At 37.0% G+C, this 18,663-nt stretch carries 18 protein-coding genes; 11 read left to right on the top strand and 7 right to left on the bottom strand.

Features of this window, described 5'->3' with window-relative positions; genetic code table 11:
- Window positions 1-68 precede the first annotated feature (68 nt).
- The 5 genes from NLJ82_RS25875 (at window position 69) to NLJ82_RS25855 (ending at window position 4,572) form a co-directional block, all read left to right on the top strand.
- Window positions 69-1,262: an efflux RND transporter periplasmic adaptor subunit gene (locus tag NLJ82_RS25875; RefSeq protein ID WP_000249050.1), complete on the top strand. Its 1,194-nt coding sequence runs from the start codon at window positions 69-71 to the stop codon at window positions 1,260-1,262.
- Window positions 1,259-1,939: an ABC transporter ATP-binding protein gene (locus tag NLJ82_RS25870; RefSeq protein WP_000631616.1), complete on the top strand. Its 681-nt coding sequence runs from the start codon at window positions 1,259-1,261 to the stop codon at window positions 1,937-1,939. Before NLJ82_RS25875 ends, NLJ82_RS25870 begins: the two co-directional genes overlap by 4 nt.
- A complete protein-coding gene (locus tag NLJ82_RS25865; protein WP_000054372.1) occupies window positions 1,936-3,138 on the top strand; it encodes an ABC transporter permease in 1,203 nt (400 codons plus the stop codon). Before NLJ82_RS25870 ends, NLJ82_RS25865 begins: the two co-directional genes overlap by 4 nt.
- A 113-nt stretch (window positions 3,139-3,251) precedes the next feature.
- Window positions 3,252-3,920 (top strand): YknW family membrane protein, encoded by a 669-nt coding sequence (gene yknW / locus NLJ82_RS25860; RefSeq protein WP_000387910.1) that lies wholly within the window; start codon window positions 3,252-3,254, stop codon window positions 3,918-3,920.
- A gap of 217 nt (window positions 3,921-4,137) precedes the next feature.
- Window positions 4,138-4,572, top strand: a complete 435-nt coding sequence (locus NLJ82_RS25855) for a sigma-70 family RNA polymerase sigma factor (RefSeq protein ID WP_000801288.1) — start codon at window positions 4,138-4,140, stop codon at window positions 4,570-4,572.
- A 91-nt stretch (window positions 4,573-4,663) separates the two neighbouring features.
- Here NLJ82_RS25855 and NLJ82_RS25850 read toward each other — a convergent pair whose 3' ends face one another.
- A complete protein-coding gene (locus tag NLJ82_RS25850) occupies window positions 4,664-5,170 on the bottom strand; it encodes a competence protein ComK (protein ID WP_001001401.1) in 507 nt (168 codons plus the stop codon).
- 194 nt (window positions 5,171-5,364) lie between these two features.
- Here NLJ82_RS25850 and NLJ82_RS25845 point away from each other — a divergent pair, with 194 nt between their 5' ends.
- Window positions 5,365-5,763, top strand: a complete 399-nt coding sequence (locus tag NLJ82_RS25845) for a DUF4359 domain-containing protein (protein ID WP_000747726.1) — start codon at window positions 5,365-5,367, stop codon at window positions 5,761-5,763.
- A 19-nt stretch (window positions 5,764-5,782) separates the two neighbouring features.
- Here the strand turns inward: NLJ82_RS25845 and NLJ82_RS25840 are convergent, their stop codons facing one another.
- Both NLJ82_RS25840 and NLJ82_RS25835 read right to left on the bottom strand, forming a co-directional pair.
- The gene (locus NLJ82_RS25840) at window positions 5,783-5,998 is read right to left on the bottom strand and encodes a DUF2922 domain-containing protein (RefSeq protein ID WP_001197595.1); all 216 of its coding nucleotides are present in this window, start codon (window positions 5,996-5,998) and stop codon (window positions 5,783-5,785) included.
- A 67-nt stretch (window positions 5,999-6,065) separates the two neighbouring features.
- Window positions 6,066-6,290 carry a DUF1659 domain-containing protein gene (locus NLJ82_RS25835; RefSeq protein WP_000257702.1) on the bottom strand — a complete coding sequence of 75 codons (225 nt, stop codon included), beginning with the start codon at window positions 6,288-6,290 and terminating at the stop codon, window positions 6,066-6,068.
- A 110-nt stretch (window positions 6,291-6,400) separates the two neighbouring features.
- On the opposite strand from NLJ82_RS25835, the gene NLJ82_RS25830 reads away from it, so the two are divergent.
- Window positions 6,401-6,886 (top strand): VanZ family protein, encoded by a 486-nt coding sequence (locus NLJ82_RS25830; protein WP_001080714.1) that lies wholly within the window; start codon window positions 6,401-6,403, stop codon window positions 6,884-6,886.
- A 24-nt stretch (window positions 6,887-6,910) separates the two neighbouring features.
- Here the strand turns inward: NLJ82_RS25830 and NLJ82_RS25825 are convergent, their stop codons facing one another.
- Window positions 6,911-9,667, bottom strand: coding sequence for a DEAD/DEAH box helicase (locus NLJ82_RS25825; protein WP_000610072.1), 2,757 nt, complete (start codon window positions 9,665-9,667; stop codon window positions 6,911-6,913).
- On the bottom strand, window positions 9,651-11,270 hold the full coding sequence (locus NLJ82_RS25820; protein WP_000939166.1) for an SWIM zinc finger family protein: 1,620 nt from the start codon (window positions 11,268-11,270) through the stop codon (window positions 9,651-9,653). The genes NLJ82_RS25825 and NLJ82_RS25820 overlap by 17 nt, the downstream gene beginning before the upstream one ends.
- Before the next feature lie 157 nt (window positions 11,271-11,427).
- On the opposite strand from NLJ82_RS25820, the gene NLJ82_RS25815 reads away from it, so the two are divergent.
- From NLJ82_RS25815 to NLJ82_RS25805, 3 genes are read left to right on the top strand one after another with little or no spacing between them, the layout of a single operon-like run.
- A complete protein-coding gene (locus tag NLJ82_RS25815; RefSeq protein ID WP_001281743.1) occupies window positions 11,428-11,916 on the top strand; it encodes a zinc ribbon domain-containing protein in 489 nt (162 codons plus the stop codon).
- 5 nt (window positions 11,917-11,921) lie between these two features.
- A complete protein-coding gene (locus NLJ82_RS25810) occupies window positions 11,922-13,475 on the top strand; it encodes a hypothetical protein (protein ID WP_000271607.1) in 1,554 nt (517 codons plus the stop codon).
- Between the two features lie 13 nt (window positions 13,476-13,488).
- Window positions 13,489-14,868, top strand: a complete 1,380-nt coding sequence (locus tag NLJ82_RS25805) for a zinc ribbon domain-containing protein (protein ID WP_000666874.1) — start codon at window positions 13,489-13,491, stop codon at window positions 14,866-14,868.
- 40 nt (window positions 14,869-14,908) lie between these two features.
- Here NLJ82_RS25805 and NLJ82_RS25800 read toward each other — a convergent pair whose 3' ends face one another.
- On the bottom strand, window positions 14,909-15,211 hold the full coding sequence (locus tag NLJ82_RS25800) for a DUF3910 family protein (protein WP_001102524.1): 303 nt from the start codon (window positions 15,209-15,211) through the stop codon (window positions 14,909-14,911).
- 79 nt (window positions 15,212-15,290) lie between these two features.
- Window positions 15,291-16,163, bottom strand: coding sequence for a cell wall-binding protein EntA (locus NLJ82_RS25795; RefSeq protein ID WP_000733324.1), 873 nt, complete (start codon window positions 16,161-16,163; stop codon window positions 15,291-15,293).
- A gap of 664 nt (window positions 16,164-16,827) precedes the next feature.
- On the opposite strand from NLJ82_RS25795, the gene opuD reads away from it, so the two are divergent.
- Window positions 16,828-18,345, top strand: coding sequence for a glycine betaine transporter OpuD (opuD, locus tag NLJ82_RS25790; protein WP_001230133.1), 1,518 nt, complete (start codon window positions 16,828-16,830; stop codon window positions 18,343-18,345).
- The last annotated feature ends 318 nt before the right edge of the window (window positions 18,346-18,663 follow it).

Below are 18,663 nucleotides of genomic sequence, written 5' to 3'. Positions count from 1 at the left end.
AATTCATTTTCAGAAAGTTTTATACAATTTTTATATTAAACTATTAAGTTATAAAAAGGAGAGAGAATATGGTACCAAATACGGTTCGTACTCCAAACAAGAAGAAGAAATGGATTATTATCGGGGTTATTGCACTAATTGTTATTGTAGCAGCAGTTAATATTTTTGTTATGCAAGGTAAGAAGAAGGGGGCATCAACATCTGCTGATGCTGTAAGTTTCGAGAAGGTAACGGAGCGTAAGCTGAATAATACGAAGTTAATTTCTGGTCAGGTGAAACCTGGGAATATTGAAAGTTTTTATGCGGATCCGACTAAAGGAAAAGTGAAAGATATTCAGGTAAAAGAAGGACAAGAGGTTGAGAAAGGTGCGAAGTTATTCTCTTATGATAATGAAGAGATTAATCTTCAAATGAAGCAAGCTGAGCTTGATCAGAAGATGGCAGATATGCGTTATGATCAAGGGAAGAAGAAAATTGATTCGCTGAAGAAAGAAATTAAGAAAGCGAAAGATAGCGGAGCTGGGAAAGAAGTAACAGATCCGATGGAAGAGCAAGTAAGTGAGTTAGAGATAGCGCAAAAGACAACTGATCTTGAGAAAGAAAAAGGGAAGTTGCAGAAAGAAGAGTTAAGTAAAAAGCAGAAAGAGCTTACGATTTATAGTAATTTTGCTGGTGTCGTTCAAAAGTTAGATAAAGATGCGGCGCAAAGTTCATCTCAAGCGGTAGGTGGTCAGGGGAAAGCATTTTTACAAGTGGCTTCTAAAGATCCATTCCAAATTCAAGGTACGTTAACGGAGCTTCAAAAATCACAAATTCAAAAGGATCAAACATTTACTGTAACTGCGAAAGCAAATAATAAGAAGAAGTGGACAGGTAAGATTACAGAAGTAAGTGAATTCCCAACGAGTGCAGAGATGGCGCAAGCTGGCGGTATGGGTGAAGCGACTCAAAATATGTCTCAATATACATATAAAGCAAGTCTAGATAGTCAAGATGGTTTATCTCCAGGTTATCACGTTTCTCTGCAAGTAAATTTAGAGAATAAGAAGATGGTTGCTGTTCCGACTAAGAGCATCGTAGAAAAAGACGATGATGCATTTGTTTATGTTGAGGATAAAGGGAAGCTTCGCAAACAGAATGTGAAAAAAGGTTCTACTGATGGAGACTGGACAGAGATTACTGAAGGCGTAACAGTGGGGCAAAAGGTGGTTAAAAATCCTTCCGACGATGTGTATGACGGAATGGAAGTGAAAGAGAAATGATTACGTTAAATAATATTGCTAAAACGTATTATCAAGGAAAATTGGCAGTGCCGATTTTGCATGGTATTAGTTTAACAATTCAAGGCGGGGAGTTCGTTTCAATTATGGGACCGTCTGGTTCTGGTAAGTCAACGCTTATGAATATTATCGGCTGTTTAGATCGTCCAACAGAAGGCGAATATATGCTCAATGATGTGAATATCTTAACAGCAGACGAGTCAAAGCTTGCTTTAATTCGTAATGAATATATCGGTTTTGTGTTTCAGCACTTTAATTTGCTGCCGCGTCTTTCAGCAGTCGAAAATGTTGAGCTTCCGCTCGTATATGGTGGCATAAAGAAAGCAGAACGTCGCCAGCGTGCTTTAGAGGCGCTTGGTAAAGTTGGATTAGCGGACCGCGTGCATCATTTACCGAACGAATTGTCAGGTGGACAGAAGCAGCGTGTCGCAATTGCAAGAGCGATTGCGAATAATCCAACGTTCATTATGGCCGATGAGCCGACTGGTGCACTTGATACGAAGTCTGGTGAGCAAGTTATGGATATTTTCACGAAGCTTAATGCGGAAGGTACGACGATTGTTATGGTTACGCATGAAGAGGAAGTAGCAGCGTATTCTTCCCGCCGCATTGTACTGCGAGACGGGAAAATTACAGAAGATAGAAGGTGTGCGGTATGAGTTTACTAGATAGTATAAAAATTGCCCTCTCTTCTATTTTAGCTCATAAACTGCGTTCAGCTCTTACGATGCTCGGTATTATTATCGGTGTTGGTTCCATTATTACTGTCGTTGCAATTGGGCAAGGCGGGGAAGCAATGCTGAAGTCGAAATTCGCAGGTTCTGGTGGTAATAATCTTATGCCAATTCAATTTCAACCAGATATTAATGATGAGTTTGCTATGGGTGGATTTGAAATGCCAAAGTTAACGGAAGAGGATATTTTGGAAGTAAAACAAGTGAAAGATGTTTCACACGTTATTACGACAAACCGGAATTCAGAGGTGCTTGATGTAAATGATAAAAAGGCAAATCTGAATGTTATTGGTCTTGATAATGAATATTTTGCAGTTAATAAAGTAAAGGTCGTAAAGGGACGTACTTTAAGTGAATCAGATATTACTCATGCAAATAACGTTGTGATGATTAGCACAAAAACAGAAGAAACGTTATTTAAGGACGTAAACCCAGTTGGACAAATTATTGAGATGAAGGGGCAGCCAATGCAAATTGTTGGTGTGTATACCTCAGATAATGAGTTTATGGGATTTGAAATGGAAGAAGCGCTAATCCCTCTTACGTTATGGCCTGTTTTATACGGAACAGATGAGATTCAAAACATCGCAATTCAAGCTAAAAATGTAGACGATTTAGAAGCAGCTGGGAAACAGGCTGTTGATGTATTAAATAGTCGTAAGCCAAGTGAAATTCCAGGTAAATATGAACTGGTAAACTTAAAAGAATTCCAGGAAAATGTTTCTAAGGTAACTAATATTATGACGATGATTATCGGCGGTATTGCTGGTATTTCATTAGTCGTTGGTGGTATTGGTGTTATGAACATCATGCTCGTATCTGTAACGGAGCGTACGCGCGAAATTGGAATACGTAAAGCACTTGGAGCAACGCGTAGTAAAATTTTATTACAGTTTTTAATTGAAGCAGTTATGTTAACGCTTCTAGGTGGTTTGATCGGAATTGGTCTTGGATATGGCGGAGCATATATCGTTTCCACGTTCGCAAAATGGCCACCACTCGTTTCATGGGAAGTTGTCGTTGGAGGCGTACTGTTCTCTATGACACTTGGTATTATCTTTGGATTGATTCCAGCAAACAAAGCTGCGAAATTAGATCCAATTGAAGCATTACGTTATGAGTAATTACTAGTGTAGTAGAACTATACACTACCGTTCTAGTGGGCGGTTCGTAGCCTCTATATGAGGAAGTGAACCGCCCGTTAGAACGGGTTATATAAATAGAAGGAGGCGTTATAATGGAAGCAAATATTAATACGCAAGATGCAGGTGGAAAGAAGCCGTCATTGTTTGGGATGATTACTTCTCCAGGTGAACAGTTTGAGAGAATGAAGACTAGTAATGCAGTTTGGGGTGCATTTTGGATACTTGTTTTATTAGGTGGACTTGTTGGTGGATTTGCTGCTTATGTATATTCTCTAACACCTGAAGCTATTAAGCTTAATAAGGAACTAGGTGTTACTGTTTCAGCTGGAATGACATATGGTATGGGATTCGGTGTAGGTGCCCTTGGTATGGGGTTTAGTTTCTTAATAAGTGCTGTGGTGTATAAAGTATTAATGGTGTTTATGAGCAATGATACTTCTTATAAAAAATTATTGGCGATTACTGTATATTCAAGTGTTATTACATTAATTGGTGTATTAATAAATATAATTTTAGCCTATATTTTAGGCGGATCGGGTCAAGAAATGTACACTGGCCTAGGACCAGTTTTCGCCTCGAGTAGTGGTGTTGTAAAAGGTATTGTAGATAAATTTGAAGTGTTTACAATTTGGGGATATGTGGTTACATGGCTAGGTCTTCAAATTACAGCAGGCTTAACTAAAAAACAGGCAACAATTATTACTATTGTTTTCTTTGTCTTAACTCTTGGAATGGGAGCTTTACAAGGTATGTTCCAATAAGGAAATAAAATAAAAAAGGTGGCTCTTCGGAGTCACCTTTTTTATTTTTACCCTTATTTCAAATAGCGCCAACAAAATTTCAAATTCTACCCATTGTAATTTCAAATTTCAGCGATACTATTTAAAATTACTCACAGTGAATTCCCCTCTTTATTTTTATATTGTGGAGGTACCGGCGGAATAACAAAGAGGTATACCTTTTAGAAGTGGGTACTGTGTGAAGCCAGCAACTTTTAAAGAGGCAGTTGTTTTGTATGAGGGAATGATCGTAAATCAAATAAAGAAGTTAGGGATTTATCAAGATTATGAAGAGTATTATCAATGTGGGTTAATCGGTCTTTGGCATGCGTATGAAAAGTTTGATGCGGAGAAAGGGAGTTTTCCTGCATATGCAGTTGTAACGGTACGTGGTTATATATTAGAGAGGTTGAAAAAAGAATTCACAGTGCAAGAAAAGTGTGTATGTGTAGGAGAGTATGAGGATATCTTTCGTTTTGAAGATATTGAAATGAAAGTGAAGGATTTTATGAGTGTATTAGATGAGAAGGAGAAGTATATTATTTTTGAACGTTTTTTTGTAGGAAAGACGATGGGGGAAATCGCTTTAGAGACAGAGATGACCTATTATCAAGTGAGGTGGATATATCGGTAGGCGCTTGAGAAAATGCGAAATAGCTTAAGAGGATAAATAGTATCATAAGAATGGAAGGCAAGGGATATTGCTTTCCATTCTACTTATTTTGTTAAGGTAGTAAATGTAATAAGAGGTTTTTAAATTGTAGTGAATCTTGCATGTTCATACGTGATAATACATATCCAGCTTTTAATAATTGTTGTTTTAACTTATGGGGACTGATATGTATAGTTGTAGTTGTGCCATTTGAAAAATGAATAGTAGCTTTTTTACTTTTTTTCAAAAATTCTATGTCATCTATATGATTATAAAACAGCCATATACAGTTTGGAGAAGAAGGAGATTCTGTTGGGAAAGCACAAATATATTCTCTATGATTAATTGGAATTGGAACATTTTGTTTGAACTTAAAGTTTGTTTGAACTGCATTACGTCTGCCTTGATAAGTAGAATGAACATTGGCTAGACAAGATTGCTTGATGAGTTGGAGAGCAGTTTGACAGGAGTAAAGATGGTTCCCGCTACTGTCGATAATTTTGGTACGATAATAAGGGTGCTTGTATGGTTCCAGCATCATTGTAGAATTAGAAATAATAATATCATTTTCTTCATTCATAAATTTGATTCCCCCTTTATAAATGGTAATAATTCTAGATATAATTATATACGAATTAAGTAAATTGATTGTTAATCTTTCATTTCATATTGTAAATTTTGGCTATTCGTTTACAATCAATAGATGATAGTCTTTCTAATTTGCATCGCTTGTACATATATATGAAAATAGAAAAGAGTAGGCGGTGAGATAGTATGAAGAAAAGGTATATTATTATGGCTCTAGTTGTTGTTCTTCTAGTATATTTAGCAAATAGTAATCCGAGTAAAGGTGAATATACAGATTGGGCAGCAAAGCAGTTTATGAAACGTAATGATGTAAGTAAGAAGCTAGATGAAGTTCAAAAGGAAAATGAAGAGGGTCTCCTTGGCGATTTAGCATCGGCTGGTAAGAAGTTGGCGAAAAAATATGTTGAGCCGCAAGTTGGATTATTAATCGATCATTATACGAAGCGAGATGATTATATATTCTTCTCAACATATAAGACGGAATTTGATATCGGCGGAGAACATTATAAATATGTATGCGTCGGTTTTTCAAAAATCTTTATTCCAATTGAAATGCCGAAGAAAAAAGACGAATCTGCAAAATGATGCAGATTCGTCTTTTGGTCTATAAGGTAATGGGAACTTCAGATACAGTCTTTTCTACGAGACGAGCTCCTTTTTTTCGGGTATTTTCATTAATTGATGAAAATACAGATGAGGCAAGGATCGTATCCATTACTTGATTTACGACTTGTGCATCAATAGGTGTGATCGGCTTCTCGATAGAAAAGACAACTGTTTTTCCATCTTCTTTCGCGAAAATTAATTCTAGTACTTGCATACGTTGTTTCCTCCTTTTTATTTATCTTGTAATCAGTGGGGACATCCCCACTGATTACATTGCCACCTTAAAGGCTAGAAAGATCTGATGTGCTAACAAGTTGTACAGCGTGAAGTGGTGATGCTTGTAGAGAAGCTAGAGCACGAGCTACGGTTTGTACTTTCTCTAAGTTTGCGTTTGTTTTTACGCGCTTAAATTGTTTGTTCTTAAAAACTGTTTTTCCATTCTTATCTAATCCATTGTTTAAGACGAGACGTAAAGTTAAATCCATTACGATTGTTTCGACTGCCATGTTTATCACCCCCTTTCACTATATAAATAGGATGCAAATGTCATGTTTTGGCGTGAAATTTATTCTTTTTTTTGGTACTCTTAAAAGAATAAGAGAGGGGTTTCGGAAGAATGAATCGTAAATGGTTATTTTGGATTCCTGTTTTACTATGGATGGGGCTGATTTTCTATTCCTCGGCACAACCGTATAAAAAGCAGGATATGCGTTCGGATATTGAACAATATGTAAATGTGGAGTTTGTGAAAGAGCATTTTTCATGGGTATCTATCGATTACGGCGGTGGTACACCTGTTAGTATTGCAAATAAAGGTGTAGGCGGATTTATTGAGTTTTTCCTTCGTAAAGGTGCTCATTTTATGGTGTTCTTTATGCTCGGTTCATTGACGTATTACGCTTTTCATCGATCAGGTTGTTCGAGAAAAAGGTGTTTTATATACGCTCTCCTTTTCGTTGCGGGATACGCAACATTTGATGAAATTCATCAATGGTTTACGGGAGATCGTACACCGATGTGGCAAGATTCATTACTGGATACGTGCGGCGGATTAACAGGGATTGTAATAAGTAATTGGTTTTGGAATAGAAAAAGGAGCTAATCTTGTGAGATTAGCTCCTTTTGTTTATACACCAAGTAATTCTTTTAGCTCATCTGTAGATAGTTCGGTCATCCAACTATCGCTTGTAATGACGGCGTTGTTTAATGACTGTTTTCTTTCTAACATTTCATCGATTTTCTCTTCAAGTGTCCCCGTTGTAATCAGTTTATGAACGTGAACGAAACGTTTTTGACCAATACGATATGCACGGTCTGTGGCTTGGTTTTCTACCGCTGGATTCCACCAACGATCGTAGTGAATGACATGGTTGGCAGCTGTTAAGTTTAACCCTGTACCACCTGCTTTTAACGATAAAATGAAGATGTCATACGTTCCGTTTTGGAACTGTTCGATCATTTTGTCACGTTCTTTCTTCGGTACACTACCGTTTAAGAAGAGGACGCGCTGACCGAAATGTTTTTCTAACACATCTTTTAGCATGTTCCCCATACCGATGTATTGCGTGAAGATTAAACAACTTTCATTTTGATCTTTTATATTTTCAATGAGTTCCATGAGCGTGCTCGTTTTCATGGAACGTTCGATGATGTCTTTCGGTTCTGTTTCTTTTAAATAAAGAGCAGGGTGATTACAAATTTGTTTAAGTTTGTTCAGCATGAGTAATATAAATCCGCGTCGTTCAATTCCGCTTAATCCTTCTACATTTTGCAATGTATCTTGAACAAGTTGTTCATATAAGGAAGCTTGTTCACCAGTTAGTGGACAGTAAGCTTTCTGTTCTTGTTTATCTGGTAAGTTTAATGCGACTGTTTGATCTTTCTTCGTACGACGCAGTAAAAACGGCGAGATAAAACGTTGAACTTGTTGGATTTTTCCTTCGTCACGGTCCTTTTCAATTGGTGAGACGAAGCGGCGCTGGAATTGTCCTAAGCTGCCAAGGTATCCATGATTAATGAAGTCGAAAATAGACCAAAGCTCGGCAAGGCGGTTTTCCATCGGTGTTCCAGTTAATGCGATTTTGTGATTTGCTTGTAAGTTTCGCACTGCTTTAGACTGTTTCGTGTGTGGGTTTTTAATATTTTGTGCTTCATCCAAAATAACAGCATCCCAGCATAACGTACTAAGTTCTTCCTCATCAAGCTGAGCCAATGCATAAGACGTTAATACAACATCTGCTGATTGAAGGAAGTCTTTAAATGATTCTCCTTTCGCCCTATTACTTCCATAATGTAACTGAACGCGTAAATTTGGTGCGAAACGCTCAAATTCTTTTTGCCAATTTCCAAGAACAGATGTCGGTGCCACGATTAAGGCAGGACCTGTTTGGAGATTGTTCTCTTTTATATATAGTAAGTAAGTAATCGTTTGAATACTTTTTCCAAGTCCCATGTCGTCAGCTAACAATGCACCAAATCCAAGCTTTCTTAAATATAATAACCACTCAATGCCATGTTGTTGATACGGACGGAGTGTGGCGTTTAGTGAAGAAGGGACATCTATTTTTGGAATATCTCCAATGTGCAATAGTTTTTGGAATAGCTCTTCATAATATCCATCTAGTTCAATTTCAATATCGTTAAATGGACTATCTTCTTCTACAATTTCTGTTTCAGCCGTGTTGGATAAATGTTGCTGAAGGACATCTTTCATTTCAAGTCCATACTTATCAGCACGGTTCATGAGCTTTCGTACTTCTTCAATAAAGGCTGGATCTAGTCGCATCCATTGACCATTTATATTGAATAACCGTTTGTTTTGTTCAACGAGTTCAAAAAATTCGCTTTCTGATAAATCAATGCCGTTCGTTGAAATGCGCCAGTCAAAATTAACGAGTGTATTCATGCCGAAGAAAGATTGCGTTTGCGTAGCATTTTGCTTCAGTTGCACACGTAATTTTGGTTTTGTCGCTTTTAAATTTTGCCACCACGATGGTAATAAGATTGTAATACCTGCGGCGAGTAATTCGTTACTTGCTTCTGTTAAGAAGTTCCACGCTTCTGTTTCAAAGAGTTCACTTCGGAATGTATCCCCTTCTTTTAACCACGGTACGAGCTTACTGAAGCTTTCTTGTGTTTCAAGAATACGTTCTTCATAATCGTGCCATCGTTTTGGTAAAGAATCGATACTTTCATATACATATATGCGATGTGCCCCGCGCTTTGGTGTAACAATTGTTTCAAGCTTCCACATTTCAAATTCTTCTTGCGGCTCTTGTAGTCGTAGTCCGATTGTAAAGGGAAGGTCATCTTCAATGTAACCAATTTTTCGAAGCCAATCTTCTTCATGTAGTGCTGCGTCTAATTGTCTTTTCGTAAAGTCGTAATGTTCATAAAGTCTCTTTGCATCTTCCCATCCGTCATTTGAACGGTTATCTTGTAATATGCTTTCATTTACTGCAGCTGAGAAAAGAGATGCCAATGTTTCATCTTCGATTGGAGTATTTTGAACTTTCCAAGATGGTTGTTTAGGCCAACGCTCCATATCAGGTACGAAGCTACCGCTTGTGAAGGCATCCCACAATTCGTTCGCATCTTCCGTAAGTGCTGTAATAGGGCCGTTCATTTGAATACGGGCAAAGGAGTTCATCGGTTTATTCGCGATGTATTCAAATGCTTGTGCGTTTGTTAGCATAACACCTTGTCTTCCTTCAAAGCTTGCTTCTTTTAGAAACGTGCCGTAGAAGGAAGTGGAGTGCCATGTAAATGCATTTCGTTTCCAACTTGTTACGGATAATGGAGTACCGCTATCATCTTCTCCCCAAAGGAACCAACCGTGACTAACGTGCTGGAGCCTAATTGTTACTTCAGTTTGATTGATCATCGATTAATTTTCCTTTCCGTAATTCCTCTTGTAGTGCACGTAGACGTGAATGTAAGTTTGCGATGTGAATAATGAAAGCATCCCATTCATCGGTACGCTTTAATCGTTTATATAATGTACGTAATTTCTTTAAGTAACGAACTGCACGTCTATATGATTTGCGATTTCGCTCTTCAATAGCTTCGGTAGCAGCAAGGTGATAAAGAGGAAGGGCTGCTTCTGGTGCTTCCTTCTCAATATCTTTCAGCGGTTCTTTCAAAAGTTCAATCGCTTCAAAACCGTGTAAGAGCTGAAGTTCTGCCCATGTGCGATACTGCTTTTTCGCCAGTACGTATTGTTCATAGTTTGCGAAACTATATGGTAATAGCTCTTGCAAAATCATTTCGAATCCAGCTTGTTCATTTGTATGGGTTGCATACGTTTCATACATGATAACAAATAAGCGAACGATATCTTTTATAAAAATTGTATTTTCGTGCTCATGTATCGTTTTCTTCACTTGTTTATACGTAAAGGAAAGCCAGTTTTTCGCACGATCCCATTTCATTGCATTTAATAATTCCTCTAACCAATAGAAGTACAGACTTACAACAGAAGCAGGTTGTTTCTTTAGTAAGTCCATCGCTAATCGATCTTCGTCATTTAAAAAGAGTAGGTGAGAAGATGCTAACGCTTTGGAAAGTGGATTCATTTTCGTATCGATTCGTTTTTCTTCTTCTTGTAGTTGCTCGTTATTGTGTAACAGTTCACTCCATATGTGACGATAAATAAAGAACCTCTCTTGCGTATAGGCATCGGTGGAGAAGAATACTTCGTGAACGAGACGAGCTGTTTCTTGCAAAATTGCTTCGGACTCTGAAGGAATCGCTTCTGATTGTAAGTCCCGAACGATGGATTCCACCTTATCTACAAATAGGCGAACGACGTTAACAGGCTGATGATAAGAATACGTTTTATTTGCTTCAAAGTCCTGAATTTCTTCTAATAATTTTTGAAAGCAATAAAGCGCTGCATGTAACCTGAACAATTCATGTATCACAACGATACGCGGAGCTTTCCGCTCGAGTTTCGTATAGAAGTCCGTAAAAATACTCATAAGAAAATACATTTGTTTATAAGTAAGCCGAGCTTGTTCTTTTTTAAATGATTCATATTCGTTATCAAAATATGATTGCCAACTTTTATAATCCGTTTCTTCAAAAGCTGATGATTGCAATACTTGTCTTGCAGTTCGAATAGGAGGAAGGGAAGGTTTCGTATTATTTTTGAATAAAGTTAATACATCTCCTACTTGCCCGAAACTAGATGCTGCCGATAGTAACACAGCGAGCATATGCTCACACTGCGTTGGTGCGAAGCAATCGCAATAGCTTTCAGCGACGTTACGAATCGGGATATGGACGCTATATACGCTGCCTTCAGCATCTACAGTTCCTGATAGCGTATAGCCATCAAAGTCAACGTTGTAGACAACACCACTACGATATAGGTGCCGAGCTGTAGCGACATGTTCCTGATCAGCTGTTTGCTGTGGATCTAGTCCTTGAACGAACTCATTCGCAATCATCATAATTTCATCTTTCGTAATTGAGTGTTGCAGCATAATATTCCTCCGTACACATATTTCTTTCCTTTACCATTATAAACAAAAAATGCTCAAAACAGAAAAAATGAAATTTAGATTACATTACTTGAAAATCATGGTAATATATAAAATGTTAATTTTGTATATTACTATATATTTATGTAGGGATTAGGTTTTGTCAGATTTACAATCGAAGTTTGGTAGCGGTATGAACAAATTGCAAGAGGGAATCGAGCAAGGGAAGATGAAATTACAAGTAGCTCAAGAGGTTGCGCAATTAAAGAAAATTACGCAAGAGAAACTACAGGCGAAAACGGAAATTTTGCTGGAACTTGGTCAAATGGCCTATATGCAACTCCGCAATGATGAAGTTCGAGTAGATGTGTTAAAAAATATTATAGAACCAGTACAAGAGCTGGATGTAGCTATTTATAATACGCGTAAGCAAATAGCTAATTTACAGAATCAAGGACAGAAAGGGCAATGTAGCTGTGGCGGTCCCTTATCAGTAAATGATAAGTTTTGTGGACAGTGTGGGAAAGAAAATGAGTTACTCCTTCAATCAAAAAATGATGAAAATGAATCATGTACTTCATGTGGTGAACAAATTGCAACAGAGGCTACATTCTGTCCAGTTTGTGGTATGAAGCAAAGTAAGGAGTGAGGAACATGTATTGTAAAACTTGTGGTTTAGAACAATCGGATGTAGCGAATTATTGTACATATGATGGATCAAGTACAGGTAGTGTAGAAAGTGAAGTTACGTTAGCACCGAAAGACTCAAAGTATTGCCGAACTTGTGGAGTGGAAAGTAAAGGGACCGCTACATATTGTGAGAAATGCGGGGATTCCTTATTAGGTATTATAAAAAAAGAAATGAAAACAAGATTACCAGACGAAGGTTTACAATTGCATGTAAGTCCATCTGGAAGCACTTTGAAAAAGGGTTTACTTGGTGGTGGGCTTGCAATTGCATGTATGTTTATAGCCGGTTGGATTGGTAGCTTAGTTGTCGATGCGGCGATTAACGATCTAGTGAGAACGATGCTCACAAAGATGGACGGTATACTGAATGAGACTACTGTTAATCAATCTTTCATTGGCATAGCACCATTAATTTTAATGTATCATTTAATAGGCCTTGAAGTTAGTGGGAGCGGAGCATATACGATGTCATTTATCCTTCATTTCCCATTGTTCATCTTGTTAGCAATTCCGGCACTTATATTAGGTGGAATTGGATTCTTTGTAGAGAAAAGCAACCCTTCTGCTATTTGGCGTGAGAAGTTACTAACATCGAGTGTTATCGGTATCGTATATGGAATTTTCTTGTGTATTGTTAGCTTTATTGCAGGTTCTTCTACGACAATTTCTCAATTCTATAAAACGATGACAATCAGTATTGGTTATTCACATGTTAGTAGTTTATTGTATGGCATTATATTTGGTTTATTATTTACCTTTATTGGTATGTGTATTCAAGCCGGGCCACACCGTCTATTATCTTCTATAAGTCGAAGTATTCCATATGCAACATCTATTTATTATAGTGTGGTAACTGTATTAAAAGGATTGCTTATTACATTTGGTATTATACTTATTACAATTTTATTTAGCAGTTCAAAGTCAGTGGGACCAATTGATTTTCCAGAGAAAACATATAAAACATTCATTTCATTAGAAGCAACACCATACATGTGGAATATGGCTCACTTTGCTCCAACAGCAATTGAATGGGGAGATATGGATAGAGAAATGAGAAGATACGCAATGGAAAAAGGGCCATTGCATTTATCTTATACGTCAGGAATATCAATAAATGGTACGTCATTAAAAGATTTGGAAATTGCTAACGGAGCTAATCTTCAACGAGTAAAAGAAATTGATGACTTTAATTCCTATATGCACTGGTGGGGGTTATTAATTTTATTACCATGTATTTTACTATTTAGAGCTGGAATGAAATTGGCTCAATATCCGATGAAAAATATGTACGTAACTATCGCTGTGTTTAGTGTGGTGTATACTGTGATGATGCTTTGTGTAAATGGATTGGCCAAAATTCATGTTGAGGCCTCAGGGAGTAAAGAAGTGATGAAAGAATTTGCTGGGATTTCCGGTCCATTGTTTTCTATTCAAAGTAGCGCGCTGTATTTAATAGTAGGTAGTTTTCTTCTTTCTTACGCATTAACATTCGCCGGTATGAAGTTAGGGAAAAAATAAGGGGGAGAGCCATTTGAAGTTTTGTGGGAAATGTAATAAACAAGTTGCAGATCATTTGAACTTTTGTTCCGAGTGTGGAAGTAAGGTAGATGTAATTGCTGATCAGGCAACTTCTTCTCGTTCAGAAGTACAACGAGAAATAAAGCCAGTGAAAAGTAAGAAAAATATAATGTTACTTATAGGCTTTGTTGTTATCTTTGCTATATTGTTTGGTGCGTATAAATTTGGAGCAAGCAAGTTTTCGAAAGAAAAGCAGGTCAATGCTATGATTGAAGCATTCCAAAAGAAAGATGCGAATGCAATTGATGAGTTTGTAAAAGTAGATGATCCGAGTTTGAAAGTGAAAGTTGACGATATTAAAGGATATATCCGTTATTTAAAAGAAAATCCTTCTTATAATAAAGAACTGCTATCTTATTTACAAAGAGAGACAGTAGATCAAAAACTAGCAAGTGATAAAGCATCATTTAAAGATGGTCAAATTATAGAAGACGGTAAAGAATGGTTCTTATATCCGAAATATAAATTTAATATGAAATCTTATTATATGAATGTAAGCACAACTGCGAAAAGCGCTGAAATATATGTGAATGATAAGAAAGAGACAGAGTTATCGAGTGATAAAACTTCAAAAGAAGTTGGTCCATATTTCCCTGGTTCTTACGTTGTAAAGGCAAAAGCGAAGACGGAACTAACTGAGTTAGAAACAGAAAAAGAAGTGGACTTGGCAGATGAAAAAGAGGCGAAAGTGGATGTGACATTATCATTAGAAGGAAATTATGTAACCATTTCTTCTGATGAAAATGATGCAACTGTATTTGTGAATGGAAAAAAACGTGGAAAATTAAGCTATGGAAGTTATAAGCTTGGTCCTGTATCCACAGATGAAACAGTAGAAGTACATTTAGAGAAAACTACTGATTTTGGTGTGATGAAATCTGAAAGTGTTAAAATCGGAGACCAGAGCACGTATTACTTAAAATTCCCGAAAGAAACATCAAGTTCGGCTGTCGGCGACTTTGTACGAAATCATCTTTATGATAATGTGCGTGCGATTTCATTAAATGATTTTAGCCTAATTGAAAATAATTATGATAAGAGCGGGAAATCGTACAAGGAAGACCGTGATTATATACAGTATTTACACAAAAAAGGAATTACAGAAGATTTATTAACAATGGAAATTCGTAATGTAGAGCGTCAAAGTGCTACGAAATATAAAGTAACGACATATGAAGAGTATCATATTCGTTACGGTGATGGCTCTGTGAAGTTCAAAAGCTTTAATAATGATCATATCGTTACTGTGAATGGAAATGGAAAGATATTGTACCATTCTCTTGGAGCGAATAATACGTTGAAATCAGAGGAAGTATCTGGTCCAACTCATTAATGCAAAAGACTATCTCATGATTGAGATAGTCTTTTTTCGATTAGAAGCGCGTCTCTTTTAATATCGCTTGTACATATGGATCATGTAATATTTGCTCTATAATTGGTAACATGTTTTGTTCAAATGGAATGTCGATAGGGAATGGCTTTTGTGAGCCGGGTTTGACTCCATATTGGACAAATTTGTAATGTGTATTTTCTTCAGACTTGAGCACAATTAATTTATAGCGATTGTCGTCGCCAGCGAGTGAAAAATCAATAGAAGTAGCGTCATATGTTACTTCATCTTTATATATATACGGTTTTGGTGTACCGATCCAGTCTACTTTTGCTTGTACATTCATGAGTATAGCCTCCTTATAACTATTATAAAAAAATAAAAGCCAGCTCTCAACAAAGAGAACTGGCCTTAGCAGTCATTGGTTATTTTAAAATTTTCACTTTAACAGTTTTGCGGCCCCATTTTTGAGCAGCGCTATCTGATCCAAGTAGGATGTCGATACGGTTACCTTTAATTGCACCGCCAGTATCTCCAGCGATAGCTTCTCCGTAACCTTCTACCCATACTTTAGATCCTAATGGGATTACTTTCGGATCAACAGCGATCATTTTCATGTTTGGGTTCGCTGTTAAGTCATGACCCATTGCAGTTAATACACGGCCGCCATATGTGCCACCGTTTTCGCTCGGATGAGCTGTATATGCTGTAGCTACAACTGTTAACTCACGACCACCAGCAGGTGCGCTAGTGTTAGCAGCTTTTACAGCAGGCTTAGCAGCTTGTTTTGCTTGTGCTGCAGGTGCTTTAGCTGGTGCTACAGCTTTAGCAGGAGCAGGTTGTTCTTGTTTCTCAATAACAGGTGCTGTACCTGTTAAGAAAGGAACGTGAACGTAAGCTGTTTTTCCGTTATATTCGAATTGTAACCACTCATTTTGTACTTGGTTCGTTGTTTCAATCATATCATCTTTCTTAAGCGTCCCAAGAATTTCTGAGTTTGTGTTCGCTTCAGCACGTACGTTTAATACGTTAGCTGTTACGTAGTAGATGCTTTTAGTGAACTCTGCACTTACGAATGCGTCTTTACCATCTAAAGTGATTTTTGACCATCCGTTCTCTGTATTTTGAACATCTATTTTATTACCGTTTAGTAATTTACCGACAACTTTTGATTCAGTAGTAGGGTTTTCGCGTACATTTAGTACGTCTGTTGTTACAACAGTTTCTGCATTAGCAGATGATGTGAAAATCCCAAGACCAAAAACTGCTGCTGTTGCTATACCAATTAATTTTTTCATGATAGCCTCCATTGCGTTTGTTTTCGTGTCCTCATTATAGCAACAGATTTTTTCGGATTTCGGGAAAACACACAATTACAAACCATTCGTAATAAGTCGTTAACATGCTGTAATATAACAAAAAATAGAGGAAAGCGTTTTTCATTCTATATGTTTAGTAGGTTTCTGATTATATTCAAAATATTTAATACAACATATTGTTTTCGGCGTAAATAAAAATATTACATAAGTGTTACATGATGTTTACTAAACGATTACATTCCTTGAGTATTTTACCGTTTTATGGGTAATATAGTTATATAAACATAAACATTTCGTTTGTGAAACTATAAACACGTGCTATATACTAGCAAAAAAACCGCATAATTGTTACAAAAAGAAAGGGTTGCAAGGAAGAAAAATGCCCTTTTTTACATCTGTAACACATCCTTTTTTGGGAAAATACATTCCCATCCGCATTTTTCTCGCACAATTTGACAGCAGTATTTCGATCTTATAGCTCTTGCAGAGTGAAAAGATTATCCGGAAGGTAAGGCTGTCCATCAGAATTCTAGTTGGTGAAGGTGAAAGTAAGAAAATCACCGCAAAATTATAGTTTTCTATCCGATTTTACATATCGGAATTAATGTTATTTATAAAAGTAAAACCTACGAAGGGGGATTTGATGAGGAAACTGACAAAAACATTCATCGTTTCATTAACATTATGTATTGCATTTACACTTTGGGGGATTATTCCCGAATCTATTATGGGAAAAGGTAGCCTAGGAAATGTAACAACCGCAATTCAAACTGCATTAGTTAGTAAGTTTGGATGGTTCTATATTATTTCTGTTTCTATTATTTTAGGTGTGTCTATCTTTTTAATTGTTTCGAAATACGGTTCTATTCGTTTAGGTAAAGATGATGACGAGCCTGATTATAGTTATATGACATGGTTTGCTATGTTATTTAGTGCTGGTATGGGTATCGGCTTAGTCTTCTGGGGCGTTGCGGAACCATTAAACCATTTGTATGCACCTCCGTTTGGAGAGAGTGCAACTGAGGAAAGTGCACGTCTTGCACTGCGTTTTTCATTTTTCCATTGGGGATTACATCCTTGGGGACTATATGCATTTGTAGCGCTTTGTATTGCTTACTTTACTTTTAGAAAAGGAAAAGCAAGTACAATTAGTGCGACAGTAGGACCGTTATTTAAAGGCGGGGACCATGGACGTATTGCTCATTTATTTGATGTGTTAGCTGTTTTCGCGACTGTGTTTGGCGTGGCAACATCATTAGGTCTTGGTGCAAAACAAATTGCCGGTGGTGTTAGTTATTTAACATCCATCCCGAATTCATTAACGACTCAGTTAGTTATTATTGCAATCGTAACAGTGTTATTTATGTTATCTGCGCAAACAGGTCTTGATAAAGGAATTAAATATTTAAGTAATACGAATATTATTTTGGCATTTGCACTTATGATTATTGTATTATTTGCGGGTCCAACAAACTTTATTATGAATTACTTCACCTCAACAATTGGTGCTTACATTCAGGAATTACCAAGCATGAGTTTCCGATTAAGTCCATTAGATGAAGGTGGAAACCAATGGATTCAATCGTGGACAATTTTCTATTGGGCATGGTGGATTGCATGGTCACCATTCGTAGGTACATTTATTGCTCGTGTTTCACGAGGACGTACCATTCGTGAGTTTGTTATCGGTGTGTTACTCGTACCGACCGTAATTGGTGCCCTTTGGTTCTCTGTTTTCGGCGGAACTGGTATTCATATGGAGCTGTTCGGTGATGCACATATTTTTGAAAAAGTGAAAGAGATGGGAACAGAAGTAGGGTTATTCGCTATGTTTGACCAGATGGGAAGCTTTGGATCGGCTTTATCTGTTCTAGCTATTCTTCTTATTTCTACATTCTTTATTACATCTGCAGATTCAGCGACATTCGTTTTAGGGATGTTAACGACACATGGTAGTTTAAATCCACCAAATCGCATTAAAATGATCTGGGGTATCGTTTTAGCTGCTCTAGCTTCTATCTTATTATATGTAGGTGGATTAGAAGCCTTACAAACGGCAGCTATCATTGCAGCATTCCCATTCGTCTTCGTTATTTTCTTTATGATGGCAGCATTATTTAAAGAGTTACAAAAAGAAGGACGTATGAAGCGTCATAAATAATAGAAGGAAAAAGAGTTGATTATGTATCAGCTCTTTTTTATATAGAAGGAACTTGAACTGCAAGTAAGGGAAATAAAATACTTTACAGATTTTCCGAATAGGAAAGCCCACTACGGTGCGATAGTACCCCCTTTAGGGGTGGGATGATAGTGAGGTCAAATGCGATGTACAGATAAAATACCGAAAGTATGTTCTGTACATCGGGTATTTGAAATGGTATAATTTTCATAACAGACAAGTGAAAGTCTCTAAAACAATCTTGTTCTCTGAAAACAGAATACATACGAGGTTGGAGTAACAAATTCTTCTGCTCCGTAA

The organism is Bacillus paranthracis (assembly GCF_024296885.1).
Lineage (GTDB): Bacteria > Bacillota > Bacilli > Bacillales > Bacillaceae_G > Bacillus_A > Bacillus_A paranthracis.
This window is presented reverse-complemented; position numbering and strand designations above follow the sequence as displayed.